Origin of the sequence: Vibrio nitrifigilis (assembly GCF_015686695.1) — a bacterium.
Classification (GTDB): Bacteria; Pseudomonadota; Gammaproteobacteria; order Enterobacterales; family Vibrionaceae; genus Vibrio; species Vibrio nitrifigilis.
Genome location: NZ_JADPMR010000004.1, coordinates 987,206 through 1,007,186, shown reverse-complemented (window position 1 = coordinate 1,007,186; position 19,981 = coordinate 987,206). Strand labels below are relative to the sequence as shown.

At 43.0% G+C, this 19,981-nt stretch carries 15 protein-coding genes; 6 read left to right on the top strand and 9 right to left on the bottom strand.

Annotated elements, in window-relative coordinates; translation table 11 throughout:
- The first annotated feature begins 200 nt into the window (after positions 1 to 200).
- Positions 201 to 3,383, top strand: a complete 3,183-nt coding sequence (locus tag I1A42_RS20845) for an HD domain-containing phosphohydrolase (RefSeq protein ID WP_196124801.1) — start codon at positions 201 to 203, stop codon at positions 3,381 to 3,383.
- Positions 3,384 to 3,389: 6 nt separating this feature from the next.
- On the opposite strand, the gene I1A42_RS20840 is transcribed toward I1A42_RS20845, so the two are convergent.
- On the bottom strand, positions 3,390 to 3,899 hold the full coding sequence (locus I1A42_RS20840) for a hypothetical protein (RefSeq protein ID WP_161158276.1): 510 nt from the start codon (positions 3,897 to 3,899) through the stop codon (positions 3,390 to 3,392).
- Between the two features lie 752 nt (positions 3,900 to 4,651).
- Here I1A42_RS20840 and I1A42_RS20835 point away from each other — a divergent pair.
- A complete protein-coding gene (locus tag I1A42_RS20835; RefSeq protein ID WP_161157743.1) occupies positions 4,652 to 6,094 on the top strand; it encodes a carbohydrate porin in 1,443 nt (480 codons plus the stop codon).
- Positions 6,095 to 6,194: 100 nt separating this feature from the next.
- Here I1A42_RS20835 and oxlT read toward each other — a convergent pair whose 3' ends face one another.
- On the bottom strand, positions 6,195 to 7,457 hold the full coding sequence (gene oxlT, locus I1A42_RS20830; RefSeq protein ID WP_196124799.1) for an oxalate/formate MFS antiporter: 1,263 nt from the start codon (positions 7,455 to 7,457) through the stop codon (positions 6,195 to 6,197).
- Positions 7,458 to 7,782: 325 nt separating this feature from the next.
- Between oxlT and I1A42_RS20825 the strand changes: the two genes are divergently transcribed.
- Positions 7,783 to 8,586, top strand: coding sequence for a DODA-type extradiol aromatic ring-opening family dioxygenase (locus tag I1A42_RS20825; protein WP_196124797.1), 804 nt, complete (start codon positions 7,783 to 7,785; stop codon positions 8,584 to 8,586).
- A gap of 51 nt (positions 8,587 to 8,637) precedes the next feature.
- Here I1A42_RS20825 and I1A42_RS20820 read toward each other — a convergent pair whose 3' ends face one another.
- Both I1A42_RS20820 and I1A42_RS20815 read right to left on the bottom strand, forming a co-directional pair.
- On the bottom strand, positions 8,638 to 9,333 hold the full coding sequence (locus tag I1A42_RS20820; protein WP_230389684.1) for a tRNA (adenine(22)-N(1))-methyltransferase: 696 nt from the start codon (positions 9,331 to 9,333) through the stop codon (positions 8,638 to 8,640).
- Positions 9,334 to 9,494: 161 nt separating this feature from the next.
- Positions 9,495 to 10,220, bottom strand: a complete 726-nt coding sequence (locus I1A42_RS20815; RefSeq protein WP_161157740.1) for a helix-turn-helix domain-containing protein — start codon at positions 10,218 to 10,220, stop codon at positions 9,495 to 9,497.
- A 325-nt stretch (positions 10,221 to 10,545) separates the two neighbouring features.
- Between I1A42_RS20815 and I1A42_RS20810 the strand changes: the two genes are divergently transcribed.
- Positions 10,546 to 11,472 (top strand): ketopantoate reductase family protein, encoded by a 927-nt coding sequence (locus I1A42_RS20810; RefSeq protein ID WP_161157739.1) that lies wholly within the window; start codon positions 10,546 to 10,548, stop codon positions 11,470 to 11,472.
- 69 nt (positions 11,473 to 11,541) lie between these two features.
- Here I1A42_RS20810 and tkt read toward each other — a convergent pair whose 3' ends face one another.
- Positions 11,542 to 13,536, bottom strand: coding sequence for a transketolase (gene tkt, locus I1A42_RS20805; protein ID WP_161157738.1), 1,995 nt, complete (start codon positions 13,534 to 13,536; stop codon positions 11,542 to 11,544).
- 163 nt (positions 13,537 to 13,699) lie between these two features.
- On the bottom strand, positions 13,700 to 14,650 hold the full coding sequence (gene tal / locus I1A42_RS20800; RefSeq protein ID WP_161157737.1) for a transaldolase: 951 nt from the start codon (positions 14,648 to 14,650) through the stop codon (positions 13,700 to 13,702).
- A 475-nt stretch (positions 14,651 to 15,125) separates the two neighbouring features.
- Here tal and I1A42_RS20795 point away from each other — a divergent pair, with 475 nt between their 5' ends.
- Positions 15,126 to 16,124: a sugar-binding transcriptional regulator gene (locus I1A42_RS20795; RefSeq protein ID WP_161157736.1), complete on the top strand. Its 999-nt coding sequence runs from the start codon at positions 15,126 to 15,128 to the stop codon at positions 16,122 to 16,124.
- Between the two features lie 93 nt (positions 16,125 to 16,217).
- Here the strand turns inward: I1A42_RS20795 and I1A42_RS20790 are convergent, their stop codons facing one another.
- The 3 genes from I1A42_RS20790 to moeA form a co-directional block, all read right to left on the bottom strand.
- Entirely contained in the window at positions 16,218 to 17,054 is an 837-nt protein-coding gene (locus I1A42_RS20790; RefSeq protein WP_196124795.1) for a sulfurtransferase, read from the bottom strand.
- A gap of 77 nt (positions 17,055 to 17,131) precedes the next feature.
- Positions 17,132 to 17,884, bottom strand: coding sequence for a molybdopterin-synthase adenylyltransferase MoeB (gene moeB / locus I1A42_RS20785; protein ID WP_196124793.1), 753 nt, complete (start codon positions 17,882 to 17,884; stop codon positions 17,132 to 17,134).
- 9 nt (positions 17,885 to 17,893) lie between these two features.
- Positions 17,894 to 19,129: a molybdopterin molybdotransferase MoeA gene (gene moeA / locus I1A42_RS20780; protein WP_196124791.1), complete on the bottom strand. Its 1,236-nt coding sequence runs from the start codon at positions 19,127 to 19,129 to the stop codon at positions 17,894 to 17,896.
- A gap of 167 nt (positions 19,130 to 19,296) precedes the next feature.
- On the opposite strand from moeA, the gene folE reads away from it, so the two are divergent.
- Complete coding sequence (gene folE, locus I1A42_RS20775) at positions 19,297 to 19,950, top strand: GTP cyclohydrolase I FolE (protein ID WP_161157732.1); 654 nt, start codon at positions 19,297 to 19,299, stop codon at positions 19,948 to 19,950.
- Positions 19,951 to 19,981 lie beyond the last annotated feature (31 nt).

The following is a 19,981-nucleotide window of genomic DNA, read 5'->3' as shown; positions in this document are numbered from 1 at the left end:
ATATCGATCGCGGTGACATTCTTTTTCTATTTGTTGCTATTAAATAGAGTGAATAATTGATTGAGTAAGCTAGTCTTTAAGGTAACACAGTCATTCTCGGATTAGCTGGTGTGATTTATATATTCCAGCCTCTTCGCGAGTAGTGAGTAACCATATGACTTTATTAATAATATTCAGCTAGCTGCAGGGATGGGGTGATTATGCTGCACAAGTTACGCCAAGCGAAGTTTGGGATCAGACTTACCGTATTATCTCTGTTTATTATGCTCACCACGTTAGTGGTAGCAGTCGCGCTTTGTCTACAGTTTTACTTTTCTCAATCGCTAGCAAAAGATGCAGCTCGTGGACTATTCAATCACACGGCGCAGAATGTCAGTGAGAAAATTGCCAATATCGATAGTGAAAGCAGCGCGATCGCTTTATTGCTTTCAGAGTTTCCAGATGTCGATTCACGAGAAGAAGACCATAATATTCGCCCCATTATTTCAGTTATGGCACAAGCTATGCGTCAACGAAGTTATCTTCATGGTATTTATATTGGGTACAAAAATGGTGATTTTTACGAACTGATCAATTTAAATACTGTTCGTCAGTTAAGTTCTAATTTAGACGCTGATGTGAATGACCGCTGGACGATCGTTAAGATCCAAAATACAGATAAAGGACGCATTCAATATCAATATTATTATGATGATCAATTTAACTTAACGCATCAATCCCAATTACCTAGCCAATATTTCGCTAATGTGCGGCCGTGGTATAAAGATGCCATGAATAGTCCAAATGAGACAATTAAAACCGCGCCTTATTTCTTTCATTCTATTCGTTCTTCCGGCATCACTTATGCTAAGCAAATCGATCATACTGGCAATGTTGTCGCAGTGGATATCTCACTCGCTGATATGTCAGCGTATTTGCAACAAAACTTGCCTTTTGCGCAAAGTAGCACCTTTATATTTAATCAGGCTGGTAAGATTTCAGCGCAGTCAATGCCAACCAATTCGACGTCATCTGTTACTCCCACTAAACCTATTCCGCTAACGGAGGAACAAAAGCAATATATTGCTAACCTAGGCGTATTAACGGTGTCTAACGAACTGGATTGGGCGCCATTTGATTTTGCTTATAGCGGGATGCCAAAAGGCTATTCTATTGATGTAATGAATTTAATTGCGGAAAAAACCGGATTAAAGTTTGAATATGTCAACGGGTATAGTTGGAATCAATTATTAGGGCTATTTCAATCTAATAAGCTTGATATTGTGCAGTCTATTTTTGAAACTCCAGCACGGCAACTTCTCGGTGACTTTACCATTCCTTATCGCAATCTCTCGACGGTTTTAATTACTAGAAAGGGTCATGACGTGGGAGCAACATTAGGTGGAATGGGTGGGGAAGTGATCGCGATTCCAACCGGCTGGGCGTTAACTGAAAAAGTACAGCAACAATTTCCAGATATTGATGTACTAAAAGTGAAATCTCCCATTGATGGATTACAAGCCGTCGTTGATGGAAAAGCGGATGCTGCACTAGAAACACAAGAAGTCGCAGAGTATTTTATTCGGCTTAATAACATGCAAGGGCTTGAGGTTCATACGGGCAATAATGGATTGCGCAATCAAGGCGCCCAACAACTGAGTATTTTGATCACGAAGCGATACCCTAAATTGCGCGACATTTTTAATCAAGCTATCCAATCTATTACGGCCCAAGAGAGCGCTGCGCTGGAGCAAAAATGGCTAAGCGATAACATGATGTCTTCTATGCAGCGATTGATGATTGCTGGCATGGTGCCAGCAGCGATGTTACAGCAAATAGAAGAAAACACATCGAGTAAAAACGGTGAACAATCGCTAGTGCGAACCCAGTTAGATGGAAAAGACTACATTCTTTATGTTGAGCAGTTACCTAGTAACGCGCAAGAGGCCCAGTATTTGGGAATTATTGTTCCAACCGCTGTTATTCAAAGTCCAAATATGGATCGGGTATACATCTCTATTTTGATCACCTTTGGCTTTTTGATTTTGTTGTCACCGCTTATCTATCATTTTGCTAATACGATTGTTGACCCGATCAAATCACTCTCACTCGAAAATGACAAGATTCGTCATCGTCAATTTTCAGCAGTGAATTTGGTGCCAAGTCGAATTCAAGAACTTGATCAGCTATCTAAGTCGATTCATTCCATGGCGGGCGATCTTAAAGAGCATCAATATCGGCAACAACAGCTCATGGATTCGTTTATTCAGCTCATTGCTCAAGCAATCGACCAGAAATCGCCTTATACCGGAGGACACTGTGCTCGAGTGCCAGTGATTGCCAATATGTTAGCGGAATCTGCGCATCTTAGTCACGCGGCCGAATTCAAAGATTTTCACTTCGTTGATGAAGAGCAACGTAGAGAGTTTCAAGTGGCTTCATGGCTGCATGATTGTGGCAAAGTCACAACCCCTGAACATATCATTGATAAAGGCAGTAAGTTAGAAACGATCTATAACCGAATTCATGAGATTCGCATGCGGTTTGAAGTACTGCGTCGCGATGCGGAGATTAATAGTTTAAAAGAGCGGCTTGCTGGTGGTGATGAGAGGGAGTTAAATCGTGAGTTACTCAGTCGATACCAACAGTTAGATGAGCAATTTGCCTTTATTGCCCAGTGTAACGTTGGTAGTGAATTTATGGATGACGAAAAGATTGCTCGTATACACCAGATAGGTAAGCAAACTTGGGTTAGACATTTCAGCGATCGAGATGGTTTATCACCGGAAGAAAACAAACGTTTAGCCCAAATACCCGAACAGGAACTGCCCGTGACCGAGCCATTGCTCGCTGATAAAGCCGAACATATACAACCTTGGATAACAGACCCACATAACTTGCTGAGTGCTGATATGAAAATGACAGTACCTGAAGTACAGGCCAACTTGGGAGAATTACACAATCTCTCTATTCAACGTGGGACTTTAACGGCTTCCGATCGTTACCGAATTAATGAACATATTATTGCAACAATTCATATGCTTGAATCTCTGCCTTTACCTCCCGAATTAAAACGTGTTCCTGAAATTGCTGGCGGGCATCATGAAACACTCATCGGTACTGGGTATCCTAAAAAGCTGAGTGGAAATGAACTCTCAATTGAGGCGAGAATCTTGGCTATTGCTGATGTCTTTGAAGCACTCACTGCTGCAGACAGACCATATAAAAAAGCCAAAACACTGAGCCAATCTATTGCGATTTTGGCAAAAATGGCGGAGGACCAGCATTTAGATAAGGAGCTCTTTAAATTGCTGTTGACTTCGGGGATCTACCGAGACTATGCGGAACTTTACCTAGAGCCTAACCAGATTGATGAGGTTGATATTGAGCCTTATTTGACGTAGAGGACGTTAAGGTTGATTCAAATTTGTTGATTGAGGATCGTTGTAGGCATATTGCTGGTCGACGGCAAGATAAAAAACATGTTTAGGAATGCCATTTAATCTAAGCCACTGGTTATCGATAAGGGCTGTATTTAAAGAGGTTTGTCCGGATACAGGGAGCCCTGTTTTAGGGTCGATAATCGAAAGGTGTTGCTGTTTAGCGGTGAAATAAAAACGATCTGTTAAGTCTTTTACGGTGGCATCTGGTTTTAAATGACTCATTAATGTTGTCACATTGATCAACCATGGTGCGGTTGGATGAGTATTAAATTGTGCCATTTCTTTCCATACTAAATAAGGTTGATTAAGTAGATTGTCTTGATTCAAATGATGATGCTGACTGGATTCTTTTGCTTGGATTTCGTCCGCGTTAATGATAAATGAAATAAATAATAGTAAGCCAGTGATTAGAGCGACCACTTTTTTAATAATACCCAATGTAAATGTTCTGATATTAGTATGAATTGGTTTTTTCATTATTAAGCCATTTCCGCGATGTTGTATGCAATCTAATTAACTTTTTGTTGTTATATGGCTCATTTTATCTCAAATCGGCTTGTATTAGGTCATATTTTTTTGCCGAGACTAATGAGTCTATTAAGGTTGTAAGCATAAAACTTTCACTTCAAAAGCGGGAACAAACGGAAACTATTTTGCGATTTGGATCCAAGATATTTCTCTTTGAATGTATCAGGTTAGAGAAAATAGGCTGAAATTTTGGCTGAGCCGTGTTCGTTGATGCCGTTCTGAATCCTTTATTCTAAGGCCACTTGGGATATTAGTTTGTTATGTTCTTTGTTCAAATATTTTGATGTTTCTATATGTTTAGTATTGATGAGTTACTTTATTAGTGTTTATTTATTTTGATATTCGAAAATAATAAAAATTAGTATTCATGCTTAATTCATTCCATTAAGCCTATGAAAAGTTAAGTAATATGAAATTTGAGTTTTGTGTTGTATTTTTAAAATGGATAACGCTTTTTAACGTGATCAAACCCATGTTCCAATTTATTTGTGGTGATTGTTTAATTATATAAAGATACCATAGGAATATAATAAAGCAAAAATAGAATCCTAAGTTTTGAACTTATTCTATCCAATAGCAGTGACGTTGTTGAATTCAGTTCGGCCAATTTTTCCCTACGTTTAGTTCTGTCTGATGTTGACTGCTGGTAATGAATAGTGCGCAAAACCGTGGGTTTTCATTGATACCTCTGGAGAATCACGATGAAAAGAAACAACGCCTTATTGGCGCTATCAATAGCCTGTGCGTTATCCCCTCTACAAAGTGCCATTGCTGCCCCAACTCAAACACTTGAACAACGTGTTAGCGAATTAGAAGCGCAACTGAAAGCGACCCAGCAGAAAGTTGAACAAACTGAGCAGACAGCTCAAGATGCAAAAGATGAGGCATCGAGCTTTGAGTTTCATGGATATGCGCGTGCAGGCTTAAACATTAACCAAAATTTCCAAGGTGCTCACGGAGGAAGAAGTAATACGATTGGCCCACAAATGTCGATAGCATCTGGTCTTGGCGCTTATTTTGGCCGACTAGGTTTAGAAGATGATAATTATGTCGATTCTCGCTTAACGCATAATCAGCAAGCGGAAGATGGCACAAAATCTATGTATCAAGTGATGTTATCTGCTGGTGATGAAACAGAAACTGACTGGGTGAGCGCTGATACAAGTAGTTTGAACGTGCGCCAGCTCTATTTGGAAATGTCAGATATTGCAGCGTTTAAGGGCAATGATACGTTCTCAGGCTCAACTTTGTGGGCGGGTAAACGTTACGACAGAGAAAACTTTGATATCGACTTTATTGATACTCACGTTATTTTCCTAACCGGTACCGGTGCTGGGATTTACGATGTCAAAATGGGTGACAACTGGACGTCCAACTTCTCGGTTATCGGTAACCAGTTTGATGCAGATAGTGGTACGAGCTACGACTTAGAAGGGTATACATTTACTTGGAATAACTTGATTGATAATCACTGGGAAGTGATGTTTAACGCTATTGCAGCGAATAAAAACGACCAGCGTGCGTCACTTGATAGTGCTGTTGACCGAGGTGATGTTGCTCAATATGGTGTACACACCATGATTGGTTATAAAGCCGATACCTTTTATGGTGTTAAAGATGGTTGGTCGCGAACAGGGATGATGTATGGTCATGCGATGGGGGCCGAAACCAAAAACATTGGCCAAGATAATCATTTGTTAAAAGATGCGAACTCTGTGCGTTTTTATACTGTGGGCGCAACACAAATGACCGATAACTGGCGTATTGCTCCATCGCTATTAACGGAATGGACCAAAGATCGTTATTTAAAAGGCGATGAGTATAAATGGGCGGTATTTAACGTTCGTTTAGCACAGGAATTTAATCCCAACTTTGAAATTGCCTATGAAGGTACTTACCAATATTTAGATTTGGATAATACATCCAAACATATGACTGGTAATGTTTATAAAGCGACAATTGCACCAACATTTAAAATCTCTAATATCGCTGGTTTCTTTGACCGCCCACAAATTCGTTTTGCGGTGAGTTATATTAACTGGAGCGATAAATTTGAAGATTCATATTCCATCAATGGTGTGGATTGTGCAATGGGTGAAAATAATGAGACAGTGTTTGCCGTACAAATGGAAACTTGGTTCTAATAACCATATGGTCGCATGAAGTAAAGGTGCCTGAGGGCACCTTTGTACCCAAGTAACCTCAAGATACTATTTCAGAGCGTCTTGAGGTCATTGGGGTAGATCAACGGCGAGCCGTTAGGAATTTCGCTCGCCAGGGTTTTAATATCGCGAGCGCTAAAAACGCAACTAAAAAATCGGCACCGATTGCCATGGAAAAGACAATGGTCCATCCGCCAGTCTGTTGATAGACCCACGCAGCCAGTGGTCCGCCGAGAAATGAGCCAACGCCCTGCGCTGTGTATAACCATCCGTAGTTTGCTGTGGCGTAACGCGTGCCGAACGTATCTGTTAGGGTTGATGGAAAAAGAGAGAATATTTCACCCCAGCCAAAGAAAACAACGCCAGACAGAAGTACAAACAGTAGTGCATTATCTCGGCTCAATAACCAGAGCGTCATCGCACAGCCCTCTAAAGCAAACGCAATAAACATGGTGTTTTCTCGGCCAATGCGATCGGATATATAACCAAAAAGTGGCCTTGTTAAACCGTTAGTAAAACGGTCAATCGTCATTGCGAGTGGTAAAGCCGCCATTCCTAACACCGTAATGCCTGTTATACCAAAATCACTGGCAAAGCTCGCCATTTGTGATACTACCATTAGGCCTGAAGTCGACATAATGGCCATCATACAAAACATTAACCAGAACAGAGGTTGACGAAGCATTTCGCGCGGTAGGTATTGATGTCCTTCTTGATAAGGTAAGGATGTTTTCTCATTTAAATATTGGTCACTTCGTTTGGGGACTCTTAATCCTTGGCTGGCAATAAAACCAATAAGAGCAAAGATTCCACCAAACATCCACAAGGTCGTGTTGAGCCCTTGCTCTTCGAGGCTAATCGATATTGGAAAAGTCGTAACAATTGCCCCCATTCCGTACCCTGCTGCAACCATGCCGGTGGCGAATCCCCGTTGAGATGGAAACCAGCGAACCATCAAACCGACAACGCCAATATAAACGATACCTGTTCCTAATCCCCCGACGCAGCCATAAATGAGATAGAGCATCGATAAACTGTGTACATGGGAGGTTAAAATCCAACTGAAACCGGAAAGAACCGTTCCTATAGATATTAATACCCGCGGGCCAAATTTATCGATTAAGCGGCCTTGGAATGGAGAAAAAAAGGTTTGGAGTATGATCAGTATGGAAAAAGTCACTTGCAGCTCTGGTAAATCCACGCCAAGTTTTGCCGCTAGAGGCTTGGTTAGTAATGTCCAAACATATTGTGGACTTGAAATTGACGCCATACATATAAGTCCAAGGATGAGTTGAGTCCATTTCGTTCTCACTGAGTAGGTGAGAGGCAGTTCCATTGTCGCCATAAGTCACTCCTGTTGATGATACCAATAGACTGAAACAGAATGCGTGCCAATATGTGTGGCTATGCATTCTCCCTTTATTACAAAGGGTTGAAGATAAGGATTTGCTTTATAACGGTTTAGAATGTCACTATTTAGTGCAATGAAGGGCGTTATTAGTGCGTATTGTTTTCTGCTGTTTTGACGGTAAAAACTGAGTAAAGTCTTGTTTTTAGAACAATAACGTCTAATATTTTGAGCGTTATAGCAGTTGTTTCTCTCCATACTCTAGGGGTAGCATAAGCAATAGAAAGGAACAGTGGTTCCTTATTGAATATGGAAACTTGTTATGTCTAAATCACGCCAAATACTTTACCTCTCTCATGGTGGTGGCCCGATACCTCTGCTTGGTGATGAAGGCCACCAAGAGATGGTGGATCATCTTACTGCTATCGCTAAAAGTATTCCTAAGCCAGATGCGATTATAGTGGTTAGTGCACACTGGGAAGAAAGTGTCCCAACGATTACCGCTGCGCCTAATCCTGGTATGATTTACGATTATTACGGATTCCCGGAACAAACTTACCACATCACTTACCCTGCACCGGGTGAACCTCAATTAGCTGAAAAAGTCTATAATCACCTGCAGCTGTCGGGTATCAATGCCAAATTGGATGTAAATCGTGGCTACGATCATGGGCTATTTGTACCCTTAATGTTGATGTATCCCGATGCTGATATCCCTTGTATTCAGCTTTCGCTAGCGAATAACTTAGATCCTGTGCATCACCTAGATATCGGCGCAGCGTTGAGTGAATTGGATTACGACAATCTGTTAGTGATTGGGTCTGGTTTCTCATTTCATAATATGCGCGCCTTTTTTGCACCACAAAGTGATGAAATTCGCGCTCTAAATGAAGGTTTTGAAGCCTGGCTGGTGGAAACGTGTTCAGATACATCCTTGAGCGAAGCAGAGCGTACTGAGCGATTTGCGCAATGGACGAAAGCGCCAGGAGCTCGTTTCTGTCAACCTCGTGAGGAGCATTTATTGCCGTTGCACGTGTGTTACGGCGTGGCGCAACGTGCATGCGATAAGTACTATCAACTCAATATATTAGGCAAACGAGCCAGTATGTATTACTGGAAGGATTAACCAGTCAGTTACGAATGAAAAAAAGCGCTATATTGCGCTTTTTTTATCGATTTAAAATGGTTTAACGCTCAGATAGGCTTCGAGAATGGGGCCTGCTTTTTCAGGTGATCCTTGCGCAATGCGTTGATAATGGCGCATCGTTTTATGCCAATAGCGCTCAATCACTTGTGAATGAACTGGGCATGTCGATTGCCACAGCTTTGCGCCTGCTGGGGTTACTTGGTCAAATGTTGTTTTATCACTACTGACTAATAACAATTCATAAAAACGGCGGTTATCTTCGACTAATACTTCATCGATACAGTGCATATTTTGCTTAATTAGTGCTTGGCGTAGTGTGAAGTGATGGTGAACCGGACAAAGTAAAAAATCGACAGCTAAGTGAGCAAACTTGGCTTGCAACGTCTGGATAAACTCGGCGGTCAGTTCACCGCCAACCCCGGCAATAATAACCAAATGCTTGCCCGAATGTTGGTCTAAAGGCAACCTCGATACGTCTAGGCAATGTGTATTCCAACGCTGTGGCATGTGGAGGGAGGTTGATAAACGCTGCTCCAGTTGCTCGATGAGCTCTGGCACGATATCGACAAAATGTATGGTGCTGTGTGCTTGGTATTCTAGTAAGGCTTCGCCCAAAAAACCATGATCACAACAGCAATCCCAAATATGATCGTAATGGTGTTCAACCATATCAATTAATTGCGTTAAACGCGGGCTCAGTTTCATCACATTATGGCACTCTGTCATTTTCAAACCGCGCGGATTGTACCTGAGACAATACCAAATTCCCAACTTTCTAAGCGGGACACACACGCTAAGGTAAAGCGGTTAAACAGAGCTGTTAAAGAGGACACACACCATACCTTTATGGTGTGTGTCCAAGTTATATAGGGTTATTTTAGACGAAGTTACAGTAGGTTATCGACAACCAGCATATTGAGCTTGCTGGATTCTTTGAGCTCTTGCTTGGTAAGAAGTAGTTGAGATTTGAGATCGTCCGAATAGGTTTGTGGAGTTAATGTAACCAGTGATTTGATGGCGCAAGGTCGCATGTCAGCGGAGGAAATCCCGCACAGTAAACCATAGGTACTATCGCGTAATTCCAGTGGCGTGAATATATAGAGGAGCGATTCTTCAAGCCGGTTATATTGGTTGATGAAAGAAAAGCGGATTAGTCGATCACTATAAATAACGGTGCCGACATAATATATTTCGCTGTTGCGACCGTTTGGGGTAACCACACTTATGGTGAGTGTGGCTTTTTGTTGGTTGCCTTCCTTATGCGGAGAAATTTCAATCACACCATCTTTGAGGCGTTTATACCTGCCATCATAGAAGTAGAAATAGAGCTTACGTGCGTTATGAAAGGTGAGCATATCGCTTGATGTGGCAGTGGTTACTTGCGTGTCTTCTGGGTGGTAATCGATCAATTGGTTCGGGGCGATTTGCAGTGCGGTCGCGACCTTAAACAGTGTGACCATATCGAGTGAAATCTCGCCGGTTTCGTATTTCGAGACAGTCGCACGGCTTTTATGAATATGGTCGGCTAATTGTTGAATGGTCAGATTACGCATTTTTCGGTGGGCGCGTATTCTTTGTCCCACATGTTGATTAATGTTAAATGGTTCGTCCATTTTGATGAAGCTTCCTTTTTGGGCTCACAAACTTAGGGGATCAATTCCTTTCTCGTGACTTTTGCTACATAACTGCAATATTAGGTTCGTACTACGGTACATATTAATGAATTTTTGTTCTCCCTAATCAATGGACAGAGAAATGTAGCAAAATAGCCGGTATATATCTATTCAAACTAGAATATATCTGAAAATTGTTTCGTTAAACGAAACTTTTCAAGTTTGTTCGTTTACAGTTACAGTTTGTATACTCATGGCATATTAGTCGTATTGTCTGGTACTCCAACACAGAGTGGAACAAGGACGTGTTCATGAGGATAAAAGTATGAAAGTGGCTGTAATTGGTGCGGGTGCAATGGGATGTTTATACGGTGCTTATATTAGCCGTCAACATGATGTCATTATGATTGATGCTTATGCGCCGCAGGTTAATGCGATCAATGAGCAAGGCATTCGTTTAGAAGAGAGTTCTGGACAAGTCGACACATTTTCGAATGTACGCGCCTATGTATCTGGCGAATGCAAGGAACAAGTGGATTTGGTCATCGTTTTTGTTAAATCAACGTATACCGAAATGGCATTAGAGCAAAACCGAGATCTATTTACGCCCAATACTGTTGTCATGACTCTACAGAATGGTGCAGGGAATGATCGAAAAATTGCTCAATATGTGAATAAAGAAAATGTGATCATTGGTACGAGTAAACACAATGCGGTTAACTTAGGTGAAGGGTTGGTTAAACATCCTGCGAGTGGTGTGACGAATATTGGCAGTAACCATGAAGCTGATGCTGTGCTAGAGATGGCAAGTCAATTACTCAGTGAGACAGGCTTTGAAGTGGATGTGGCTGATGATATTCAGCGTATTATCTGGAGCAAACTGTTGGTTAATTTGTCGGTAAATGCATTTACTGCCATCACCGAAACACCTATCGGCTACATGATAAAAAACGACTATGCGTGGGATTTTGCGAAACGGTTAGTATACGAAGCCATTGAAGTGGCTGAAGCTGATGGTACCTATTTTGACCGCCGTGAAGCGCTAGAAATGGTGAAATCTGTATGTGTTACTGCGGGAGATGGTTATTCTTCGATGTATCAAGATCGCAAAAAGCGCGTAAAAATGGAAATTGACGCAATCAATGGGGCGATCGTTGAGCAAGCGAAACAATATGGTGTGCCAACCCCTTACAATACGTTAATCGTTGGTCTAATTCACGCCATCGAAGGCGCGTATGAATTTTACGATTAATTCTTTGAATTCAATAAAAAGCCAATCTTTCGATTGGCTTTTTGCGTTTAATACCAAGGAAGAAGAAGATTAAAGAATTTCTTTTGCTTTTGCGACAACGTTTTCAACAGTGAAGCCGAATTGTTCAAACAATTGTTCTGCTGGCGCAGATTCACCAAATGTTGTCATACCCACGATACGACCATTCAGACCTACGTATTTGTACCAGTAGTCAGCGATGCCTGCTTCTACAGCAACACGAGCTGTGACTGCTGCAGGAAGAACAGCTTCGCGGTACGCTGCATCTTGTTTGTCGAAAGTATCTGTTGACGGCATAGATACGACGCGCGCTGCTTTGCCTTCTTTCTCAAGTTCTGCTGCTGCATTTACAGCAAGCTCGACTTCAGAACCTGTTGCAATGAAGATGACATCTGGTTGACCAGCACAATCTTTAAGAATGTAACCACCTTTAGCAATGTCAGCAACTTGCTCTGCACTACGTTCTTGTTGTGCAAGACCTTGACGAGAGAAGATCAGCGAAGTAGGTGCATCTTTACGTTCAATTGCTAGTTTCCAAGCAACCGCAGACTCGACTTGGTCACATGGGCGCCATGTGCTCATGTTCGGTACAAGACGCAGTGTAGCAACTTGCTCTACTGGTTGGTGAGTTGGACCATCTTCGCCCAAACCGATAGAGTCGTGAGTGTACACTTGGATGTTTTGAATTTTCATCAATGCAGCCATGCGCATTGCGTTACGAGCGTATTCCATGAACATGAGGAAGGTTGCACCGTAAGGAACAAAACCACCGTGAAGGGCGATACCGTTGATGATCGCTGTCATACCAAATTCACGCACACCGTAGTGAATGTAGTTACCTGATGCATCTTCTGGAGTCAGTGACTTAGAGCCAGACCACATGGTTAAGTTAGATGGCGCCAAGTCAGCAGAGCCGCCCATAAACTCAGGCAGTAATTTGCCGAAAGCTTCCAAAGCATTTTGTGATGCTTTGCGTGAAGCGATTTTAGAGGGATTCGCTTGCAGATTAGCGATAACCTCATTGGCTGTTTCTTCCCAGTTTGCTGGAAGTTCGCCAGCGACGCGGCGTTTGAATTCTGCGGCTAGTTCTGGATAAGCTTCTGCGTATGCTGCAAATTTTTCATCCCATGCAGATTCTTTGGCTTTACCCGCTTCTTTCGCATCCCATTCTGCGTAAATTTCAGTAGGGATTTCAAAAGGACCGTATTCCCAACCCAGGAATTCGCGTGTTGCTTTGATTTCGTCCGCGCCTAGTGGTGCGCCGTGGCAATCGTGAGAACCTGATTTGTTTGGAGAACCAAAACCGATGATGGTTTTGCAACAAATGAGAGTAGGGCGAGTAGTGTCGGCTTTTGCTTCTTCAATTGCTTTATTAATTGCTGCAGCATCATGACCGTCGACTGCTGGAATGACTTGCCAGCCGTATGCTTCAAAACGTTTTGGAGTGTCATCAGCGAACCAGCCTTCCACATCACCATCGATAGAAATGCCGTTGTCATCCCAGAAAGCGATCAGTTTGCCTAGGCCAAGAGTACCGGCTAGAGAACAAGCTTCGTGAGAGATACCTTCCATCATACAACCGTCACCCATGAATGCGTAGGTGTGGTGATCAACGATGTCGTGACCTTCTTGGTTGAATTGTGCTGCTAGGGCTTTTTCAGCAATCGCCATACCCACAGCATTGGTGATACCTTGGCCTAGAGGGCCTGTTGTCGTTTCAATACCTGGTGCATAGCCATATTCTGGGTGGCCAGGTGTTTTTGAATGCAGTTGACGAAAGTTTTTCAGGTCGTCAATAGAGAGTTCGTAACCAGTAAGGTGCAGCAAAGAATAAATCAGCATTGAACCATGGCCGTTTGACAGTACAAAGCGGTCGCGGTCTGCCCAATGTGGGTTTTGTGGGTTGTGATTTAAGTGATCACGCCAAAGAACTTCAGCGATGTCAGCCATACCCATAGGAGCACCCGGGTGGCCAGAATTTGCTTTTTGTACACCGTCCATGCTTAGGGCACGTATAGCATTTGCAAGTTGTTTACGATTCATCATTTATGTCTCGATTTAAGTTGTAGGTCAGAGCAGACAATGATGGCTTGCCGCTCGTCAGAAATTGGATGGTTGACTTGTTTTGTCATCGCTATGCACTGTCACGGCAAGTTCCTAGTGCACATAAAAACAAAGCGAGGCGCTCACCTCGCTTTGCACTGTATAATTACAGTTTTGCTTCGATCATCGCTTCCAATTTACCTTGGTCGATAGCGAAGTTGCGAATACCTTCAGCCAGTTTTTCAACTGCCATTGGATCTTGGTTGTGATCCCATAGGAATTCTGAGTGAGTCATTGCTGCTGGGCGTGCTGCAGAGCCTTTAGAGTCAACCAATTTAGCTTCAATTGCGCCTTCTGCTTCTTCTAGTTCTTGAAGAAGTTGAGGGCTAATAGTTAGACGGTCACAACCAGCAAGTTCTAGAATTTCGCCAGTGTTACGGAAGCTTGCGCCCATTACTACCGTATTGTAGCCATGCTCTTTGTAGTAGTTGTAGATCTTAGTCACAGACAGTACACCTGGGTCTTCTGCAGGTTCAAAAGAACGACCTTCTTTTGCTTTGTACCAGTCCATGATACGGCCAACGAATGGTGAAATTAGGAATACGCCAGCTTCAGCACAAGCACGAGCTTGAGCGAATGAGAATAGAAGCGTTAGGTTACAGTTGATGCCTTCTTTTTCTAGAATTTCAGCTGCGCGGATGCCTTCCCAAGTTGACGCTAGTTTGATTAGGATGCGGTCATTAGTGATGCCAGCATCATTGTATAGCTTAATCAGTTTACGTGCTTTTTCTACGCTTGCTTCAGTGTTGTAAGACAAACGTGCATCAACTTCAGTAGAAATACGGCCAGGAATCGTTTTAAGGATTTCTTTACCAATGTTAACTGCTAGGTTATCGCAAGTATCTTCAAGCTGTTGAGCTTTGTTATCACTCAGTTTTTTTGCTTCTTCGATCGAACGTTCGATCAGAGGTGCGTATTCAGCGATTTGAGCGGCTTTAAGAATCAAAGATGGGTTAGTTGTTGCGTCTTCTGGTTTGTATTTTTTGATCGCATCTAATTCACCAGTATCAGCGACAACAGTAGTCAATTTACGAAGTTGCTCTAATTTGTTGCTCATTTCTTTCGTCCTTTGTCGTTGGGCTAGGCAGTCACAGTTGTTAAAACTGGGCATTTGCAAGCATGTTCGTTATTCGTTACGCGTCAATGACATTGTAGTACGTCACTGGCTGCACTCTTGTATCACCCGATAACAGATGTTCATGAACATATGATCGCGTGCTGAGTAAATGATGCCTCCATAATTAACTTATCGATACTGAAAGTCAATCAGCTTTTATTCAATATGAAGACATCCGTCACCTAATTTATATTTCTCTGACGCTATGCTAATCAACTGCTAGAGAATATTTCGTTTTGTTAACAAATTCACGAAATTTACTAAGAATTTATGGTCTGAGAAAATGTATTGCTTAAGAGCAAATGTTCAGACACAATAATCCGGTAACATTTGTCGCTTAAAGAGACATTTGTTCAGGCATTTAGCGATGATTTTGTCGTCGATGCTGTGATTGTCACCGAAATGAGAGAGAGCCATGAATACGTCGAAACCTGAAATTTCTGTTGATGAGAGTGATTTGCTCACTGAAATTTCTGTTGCCTATTATCAAGATGGGGCAACGCAAGAAGAAATTTCCAAGAAGTTTTCGATTTCACGTGCCAAAGTCGGGCGCTTGTTAAAACAGGCTCGTGATGAAGGGATCGTTGAGATCACTGTGAAATATCACCCAGTATTTAGCGCTAAAATCGAGCAGCGCCTGATAGAAAGATTTGGCGTTAAACGAGCGTTAATTGCTCTTGACCAACCCACTGAAGAATTGCAGCGTCAGCAAGTTGCTGGGCTTGTCTCGAATCATCTCGCGCAAACCCTCAAAAATGGCATGGTGGTGACAGTCGGACAAGGGCGCAATGTCTCAGCTGTTGCGCATCATGTTGGGGTGATTTCTCCGCGCGATTGTACTTTTGTTTGCGGTATCGGTGGGATTCACCCGAGAGGGAGTACTTATAATGCCGATCATATTTGTCGTCAGTTAGCCAAAAAATACGGTGGCACATCAGAAACGCTCTATGCGCCCGCTTATGCAGAAAATTTAGAGCAGAAAATGGTGTTCATGCAAAATGAAACGGTCAAACAAACGTTAGATCTTGCACGTAAAGCGGATATGGCTCTGGTAGGAATTGGGGATATGAGCGAGAACAGTTACATGGTGGACTTAGGATGGTTTACTCCACATGAAGTGGTTCAGTCGCGTTTGCGTCAGGGCGTCGTCGGTGATTTTGCAGGGCATGATTTTTTTGATGTTCAGGGACATATTGCTAAAACAGTGATGAGCGATCGCGTGATTGGTATGAGTATTCAAGAATTTCGTCCCATTTCGGAAGTGATTGCTATTGCTGCGGAGAACAGTAAACCACTGGCTTTGTTAGGGGCGTTACGCACTGGTGCGATTGATGTGGTTGCGACGAGTGTGAGTAATGCTCTAACGGTGCTTAACTTAGCTGAACAGATGGATAGTGTGCATTTAGTCGAATGAAAGAAGAGCTGTATACGAAAGTGATACCAACCAACTGAATAACAAAAAGCACCTCGCGGTGCTTTTGTGTTTTATAGCGATACGGATTGCGCTTTACGACTTTTCTAATGGTAGATCTGCGCGTTGACCCCATTCGGTCCAAGAACCATCGTAAACCGCTAGATTGGTGTAGCCACAAACGGTCGCCGCAAGAAGAACGATACACGCTGTCACACCAGAACCACAACTAAAGATATATTCACCTTTGCCTTTGGGAATGATGGCTTCCACGATAGGTTTTAGTTCTTCGGCGGGTTTGAGGCGATGCTCATTCATTAATGTTGTGAACGGTAAGTTCACGGCCTTTGGAATATGGCCGCTTCTTAATCCAGCACGAGGCTCGTCGACTGCGCCGCAAAAACGATTAGACCCACGGGCATCAACGGTTTGGCTATTGTTATCGTCAATTTGCTTTAACACATATTCAGCAATTACGAAGTAGTTCGGTTGAAGGCGGCCACGGAAGTTACCTTGTGTTGAAACGGGTTCATACTGCTGGGTGACTTCACCGCCTTGGTTTTTCCATTCGGTAAGGCCACCATCTAAAACAAACACGTTTTCATGCCCCATTGCTCGGAACATCCACCATGCGCGTGGGGAAGCAAAATTACCGCTGTTGTCGTAAACCACAATCGTTGAAGTTTGATGAATACCAAGATCTTGAGCAAGGATATTAAACCGTTGCTCTGATGGCATCATGTGGGGCAGGGATGAGTTTTTGTCGCAAAAATCATTGTCATAGTCGAAACGACGTGCACCCGCAATCACGTTGAGTGTATCTTTTGCGACTTCACCGGGAATTTGAAATTCGATGCTGGCATCTAATACGACGACATTGGCATCAAAAAGGTGCTCTTTCAGCCAAGCAACTGAAATAAGTGGAGACTTCATTACACGATCCTTTGCTTATGTTTCTGAAATTGGGCAGGTGGCAGTCACGCCACCTTAGGAGTATAGCTTAGAGGAAATTACGGCTGGCACACGGGGCAATTCGGTAATTTCATCAGTTTCATTTCACGCCAAGACATCGACATCGCATCCAACATCAATATCTTGCCTGTTAGTGGCTTGCCAACATTAGCAATGACTTTAATGGCTTCCATGGCTTGTACTGCGCCAATTATTCCGGCTACGGGCGCCATAATGCCGGCCTCAACACAAGTCAACGCGTTCTCACCGAATAAACCACTTAGGCATTGGTAACAAGGCTCGTCCTCATCCTGATAAGTAAAGACACTCACTTGACCTTCCATACGAATAGCGGCACCGGAAATGAGAGGTATTTTACTTGCATAGCACAGACGATTGAGTTGATTACGGGTGCTGACATTATCACTGCCATCAAGAACCACTGAGTGTTGATGGATGAGGCTGGCTAGTTCATTGTCTTCAAGCTGTCTTGGAATGGCCTGAATCTCGATGTGTGGATTGATTTCTTGCAGTGCCGCTGCTGCTGATTCAACTTTAAATCGGCCAATATCGCAGTCATGGTGAAGTACTTGACGTTGTAAGTTGGAATGTTCCACCGTATCAAAGTCGACCAGAGTGATTTTATGTACACCTGCCGCAGCTAAGTATTGGCTGCTTGCACAACCAAGACCACCTGCACCAATAATGAGTACAGAGCCCTGCTTAAGTGCCTCTTGTCCCTCGAAATCGAATTGTTTGAGGATGATTTGTCGATTGTAGCGGAGCATCTCCTCATCACTGAGAATGTCCATGATGATTCCTTAATACATACTTGAATTAAAAAGTTGAATTTGAACCGTTTCTCCGGCTTCAACTCGACCACGTTCTCGTTCTAACACGACAAAACAGTTTGCTAAACTCATCGAGCGAAATGCCCCAGAACTTTGGTTGCCAGTACTCTCAACTACAAATTGACCATTTTCGATGCGATAAATACCGCGTTGGAAATCGGTGCGGCCAGGTGCTTTTTTAAAAGGCGATTGGGTTACGGCGGGGATTGATGGCTCTGGTTGCCACTGTGTGTGTCCAGCTAATTTGGCGAGCAGAGGTTGCACGAGAGCGTAGCATGTAATGAAGGCTGATACTGGGTTGCCGGGCAATCCACAGAACCAAGCATTTGGAAGACGACCGAACGCAAAAGGCTTACCTGGTTTAATGGCTAATTTCCAAAAACCAATTTCGCCCATCTCTTCTAGAATATCTTTGGTGTAGTCGGCCTCACCAACACTCACGCCGCCAGATGTAATCACGACATCCGCCAGAGATTGTGCTTCTTCGAAAGTGGCTTTGAGTTTGTCTGGGCTATCAGGAATGATGCCTAAATCGATCGCTTCACAACCAAATTTTTCGATCAGGGCTTTAACACCGTAGCGGTTGCTATCGTATATTTGGCCATCTTCCAACACTTCGCCTAAGGGTTTTAGCTCATCGCCTGTTGAGAAAAATGCCACTTTAGGTTTGCGTAAAACGGTCACTTGGCCAATACCAAGGGTTGCAATCATAGGAATATCACGAGCGCTAAGACGAGTACCTTTAGCGAGAGCAATATCTCCCTGGCAGATATCATCGCCAGTTGGACGTATATTTTGGTTCTCTTTGACGTTCTTTACGGTGAATAGTACACCTTGTTCTGTCACTTGAGCTTGTTCTTGCATAATGATCGCATCACAACCGAGCGGCACTTCTGCGCCCGTCATAATACGTATACAACTCATCGCTTCCCAATCTCCTTTAAAAGGGTGACCGGCAAATGATTTACCACACACGGGTAATGGTTGCCCGAGGTTAAGTTCAGCAAGTCGAACGGCGTAGCCATCCATTGCTGAGTTAGCAAACGGCGGCACATTGATCGGGGAACGAATATCATCAGCAAGTACGAAGCCGAGAGCTTCTGGCAGGGGTAATTCAAGCGTTGTTTGAACAGGCGAGACGCGAGATAACATTGTCTCAAGCGCTGTTTCGATAGGCATTAGGCCCGGAGCGTCACAACATCCCATGATAAAATCCTATGGTGTTATTCTTGTGCTGTGCACTTTACCATAGAAAAAAGCGGATCAATAAGAGTGAATATGAAAGACCTGTTATAAAATATGGGTGTAATTATAAAAAAATCCGAGTATCCTTGTCAGCCATCCCAAGGGGTAACGTGTTAAGAGGTAATGTAATGTCTGGTCTGAGCGATTCAGCAAAGTTAGTAAAAGAAGCGCTTGCAAGTCGTGGTCTTGAAACTCCGATGACGCCGAATGAATTTGGTCGTGATGAGAAAAAAGAAAAAATTGAGTATCACATGCGTGAAATTCTCAATGTCCTCGGACTCGATTTGACTGATGATAGCCTTGAAGAAACCCCGCATCGCATTGCTAAAATGTATGTCGATGAAATCTTTTCTGGGCTGGATTACCACAGTTTTCCTAAAATTACTGTCATCGAAAACAAGATGAATGTCAGTGAGATGGTACGCGTTAAAGACATTACGGTAACCAGTACTTGTGAACACCATCTCGTCACTATCGATGGGAAAGCGGCAGTGGCGTATATTCCACGTGGAAAAATTATTGGCCTATCTAAGATTAACCGTATTGTGCGTTTCTTTGCTCAGCGTCCGCAAGTACAAGAGCGTATGACGCAGCAGATCTTAGTCGCTCTGCAAACATTACTTGAATCAGAAGACGTGGCAGTTACTATCGATGCGACTCACTATTGTGTGAAATCACGTGGTGTGATGGATGCAACCAGCGAAACGACTACAACAGCATTGGGTGGTATTTTCAAATCGAACCCAGCAACTCGCTCGGAGTTTTTGAGCGGGTTACGTTAAGTCTCTCGCTCAAGGAAAAGCGAGCGAATAA

Excerpts from the sequence above, each read along its gene's own strand:
- I1A42_RS20820 (WP_230389684.1), bottom strand. The coding sequence starts at position 9,333 with ATGACAGAGTGCCATAATGTGATGAAACTGAGCCCGCGTTTAACGCAA.
- oxlT (WP_196124799.1), bottom strand. The coding sequence starts at position 7,457 with ATGGCGACAATGGAACTGCCTCTCACCTACTCAGTGAGAACGAAATGG.
- I1A42_RS20815 (WP_161157740.1), bottom strand. The coding sequence starts at position 10,220 with ATGGACGAACCATTTAACATTAATCAACATGTGGGACAAAGAATACGC.
- I1A42_RS20835 (WP_161157743.1), top strand. The coding sequence starts at position 4,652 with ATGAAAAGAAACAACGCCTTATTGGCGCTATCAATAGCCTGTGCGTTA.
- tal (WP_161157737.1), bottom strand. The coding sequence starts at position 14,650 with ATGAGCAACAAATTAGAGCAACTTCGTAAATTGACTACTGTTGTCGCT.
- moeA (WP_196124791.1), bottom strand. The coding sequence starts at position 19,129 with ATGGGATGTTGTGACGCTCCGGGCCTAATGCCTATCGAAACAGCGCTT.
- tkt (WP_161157738.1), bottom strand. The coding sequence starts at position 13,536 with ATGATGAATCGTAAACAACTTGCAAATGCTATACGTGCCCTAAGCATG.
- moeB (WP_196124793.1), bottom strand. The coding sequence starts at position 17,884 with ATGGACATTCTCAGTGATGAGGAGATGCTCCGCTACAATCGACAAATC.
- folE (WP_161157732.1), top strand. The coding sequence starts at position 19,297 with ATGTCTGGTCTGAGCGATTCAGCAAAGTTAGTAAAAGAAGCGCTTGCA.
- I1A42_RS20790 (WP_196124795.1), bottom strand. The coding sequence starts at position 17,054 with ATGAAGTCTCCACTTATTTCAGTTGCTTGGCTGAAAGAGCACCTTTTT.
- I1A42_RS20840 (WP_161158276.1), bottom strand. The coding sequence starts at position 3,899 with ATGAAAAAACCAATTCATACTAATATCAGAACATTTACATTGGGTATT.
- I1A42_RS20810 (WP_161157739.1), top strand. The coding sequence starts at position 10,546 with ATGAAAGTGGCTGTAATTGGTGCGGGTGCAATGGGATGTTTATACGGT.
- I1A42_RS20845 (WP_196124801.1), top strand. The coding sequence starts at position 201 with ATGCTGCACAAGTTACGCCAAGCGAAGTTTGGGATCAGACTTACCGTA.
- I1A42_RS20795 (WP_161157736.1), top strand. The coding sequence starts at position 15,126 with ATGAATACGTCGAAACCTGAAATTTCTGTTGATGAGAGTGATTTGCTC.
- I1A42_RS20825 (WP_196124797.1), top strand. The coding sequence starts at position 7,783 with ATGTCTAAATCACGCCAAATACTTTACCTCTCTCATGGTGGTGGCCCG.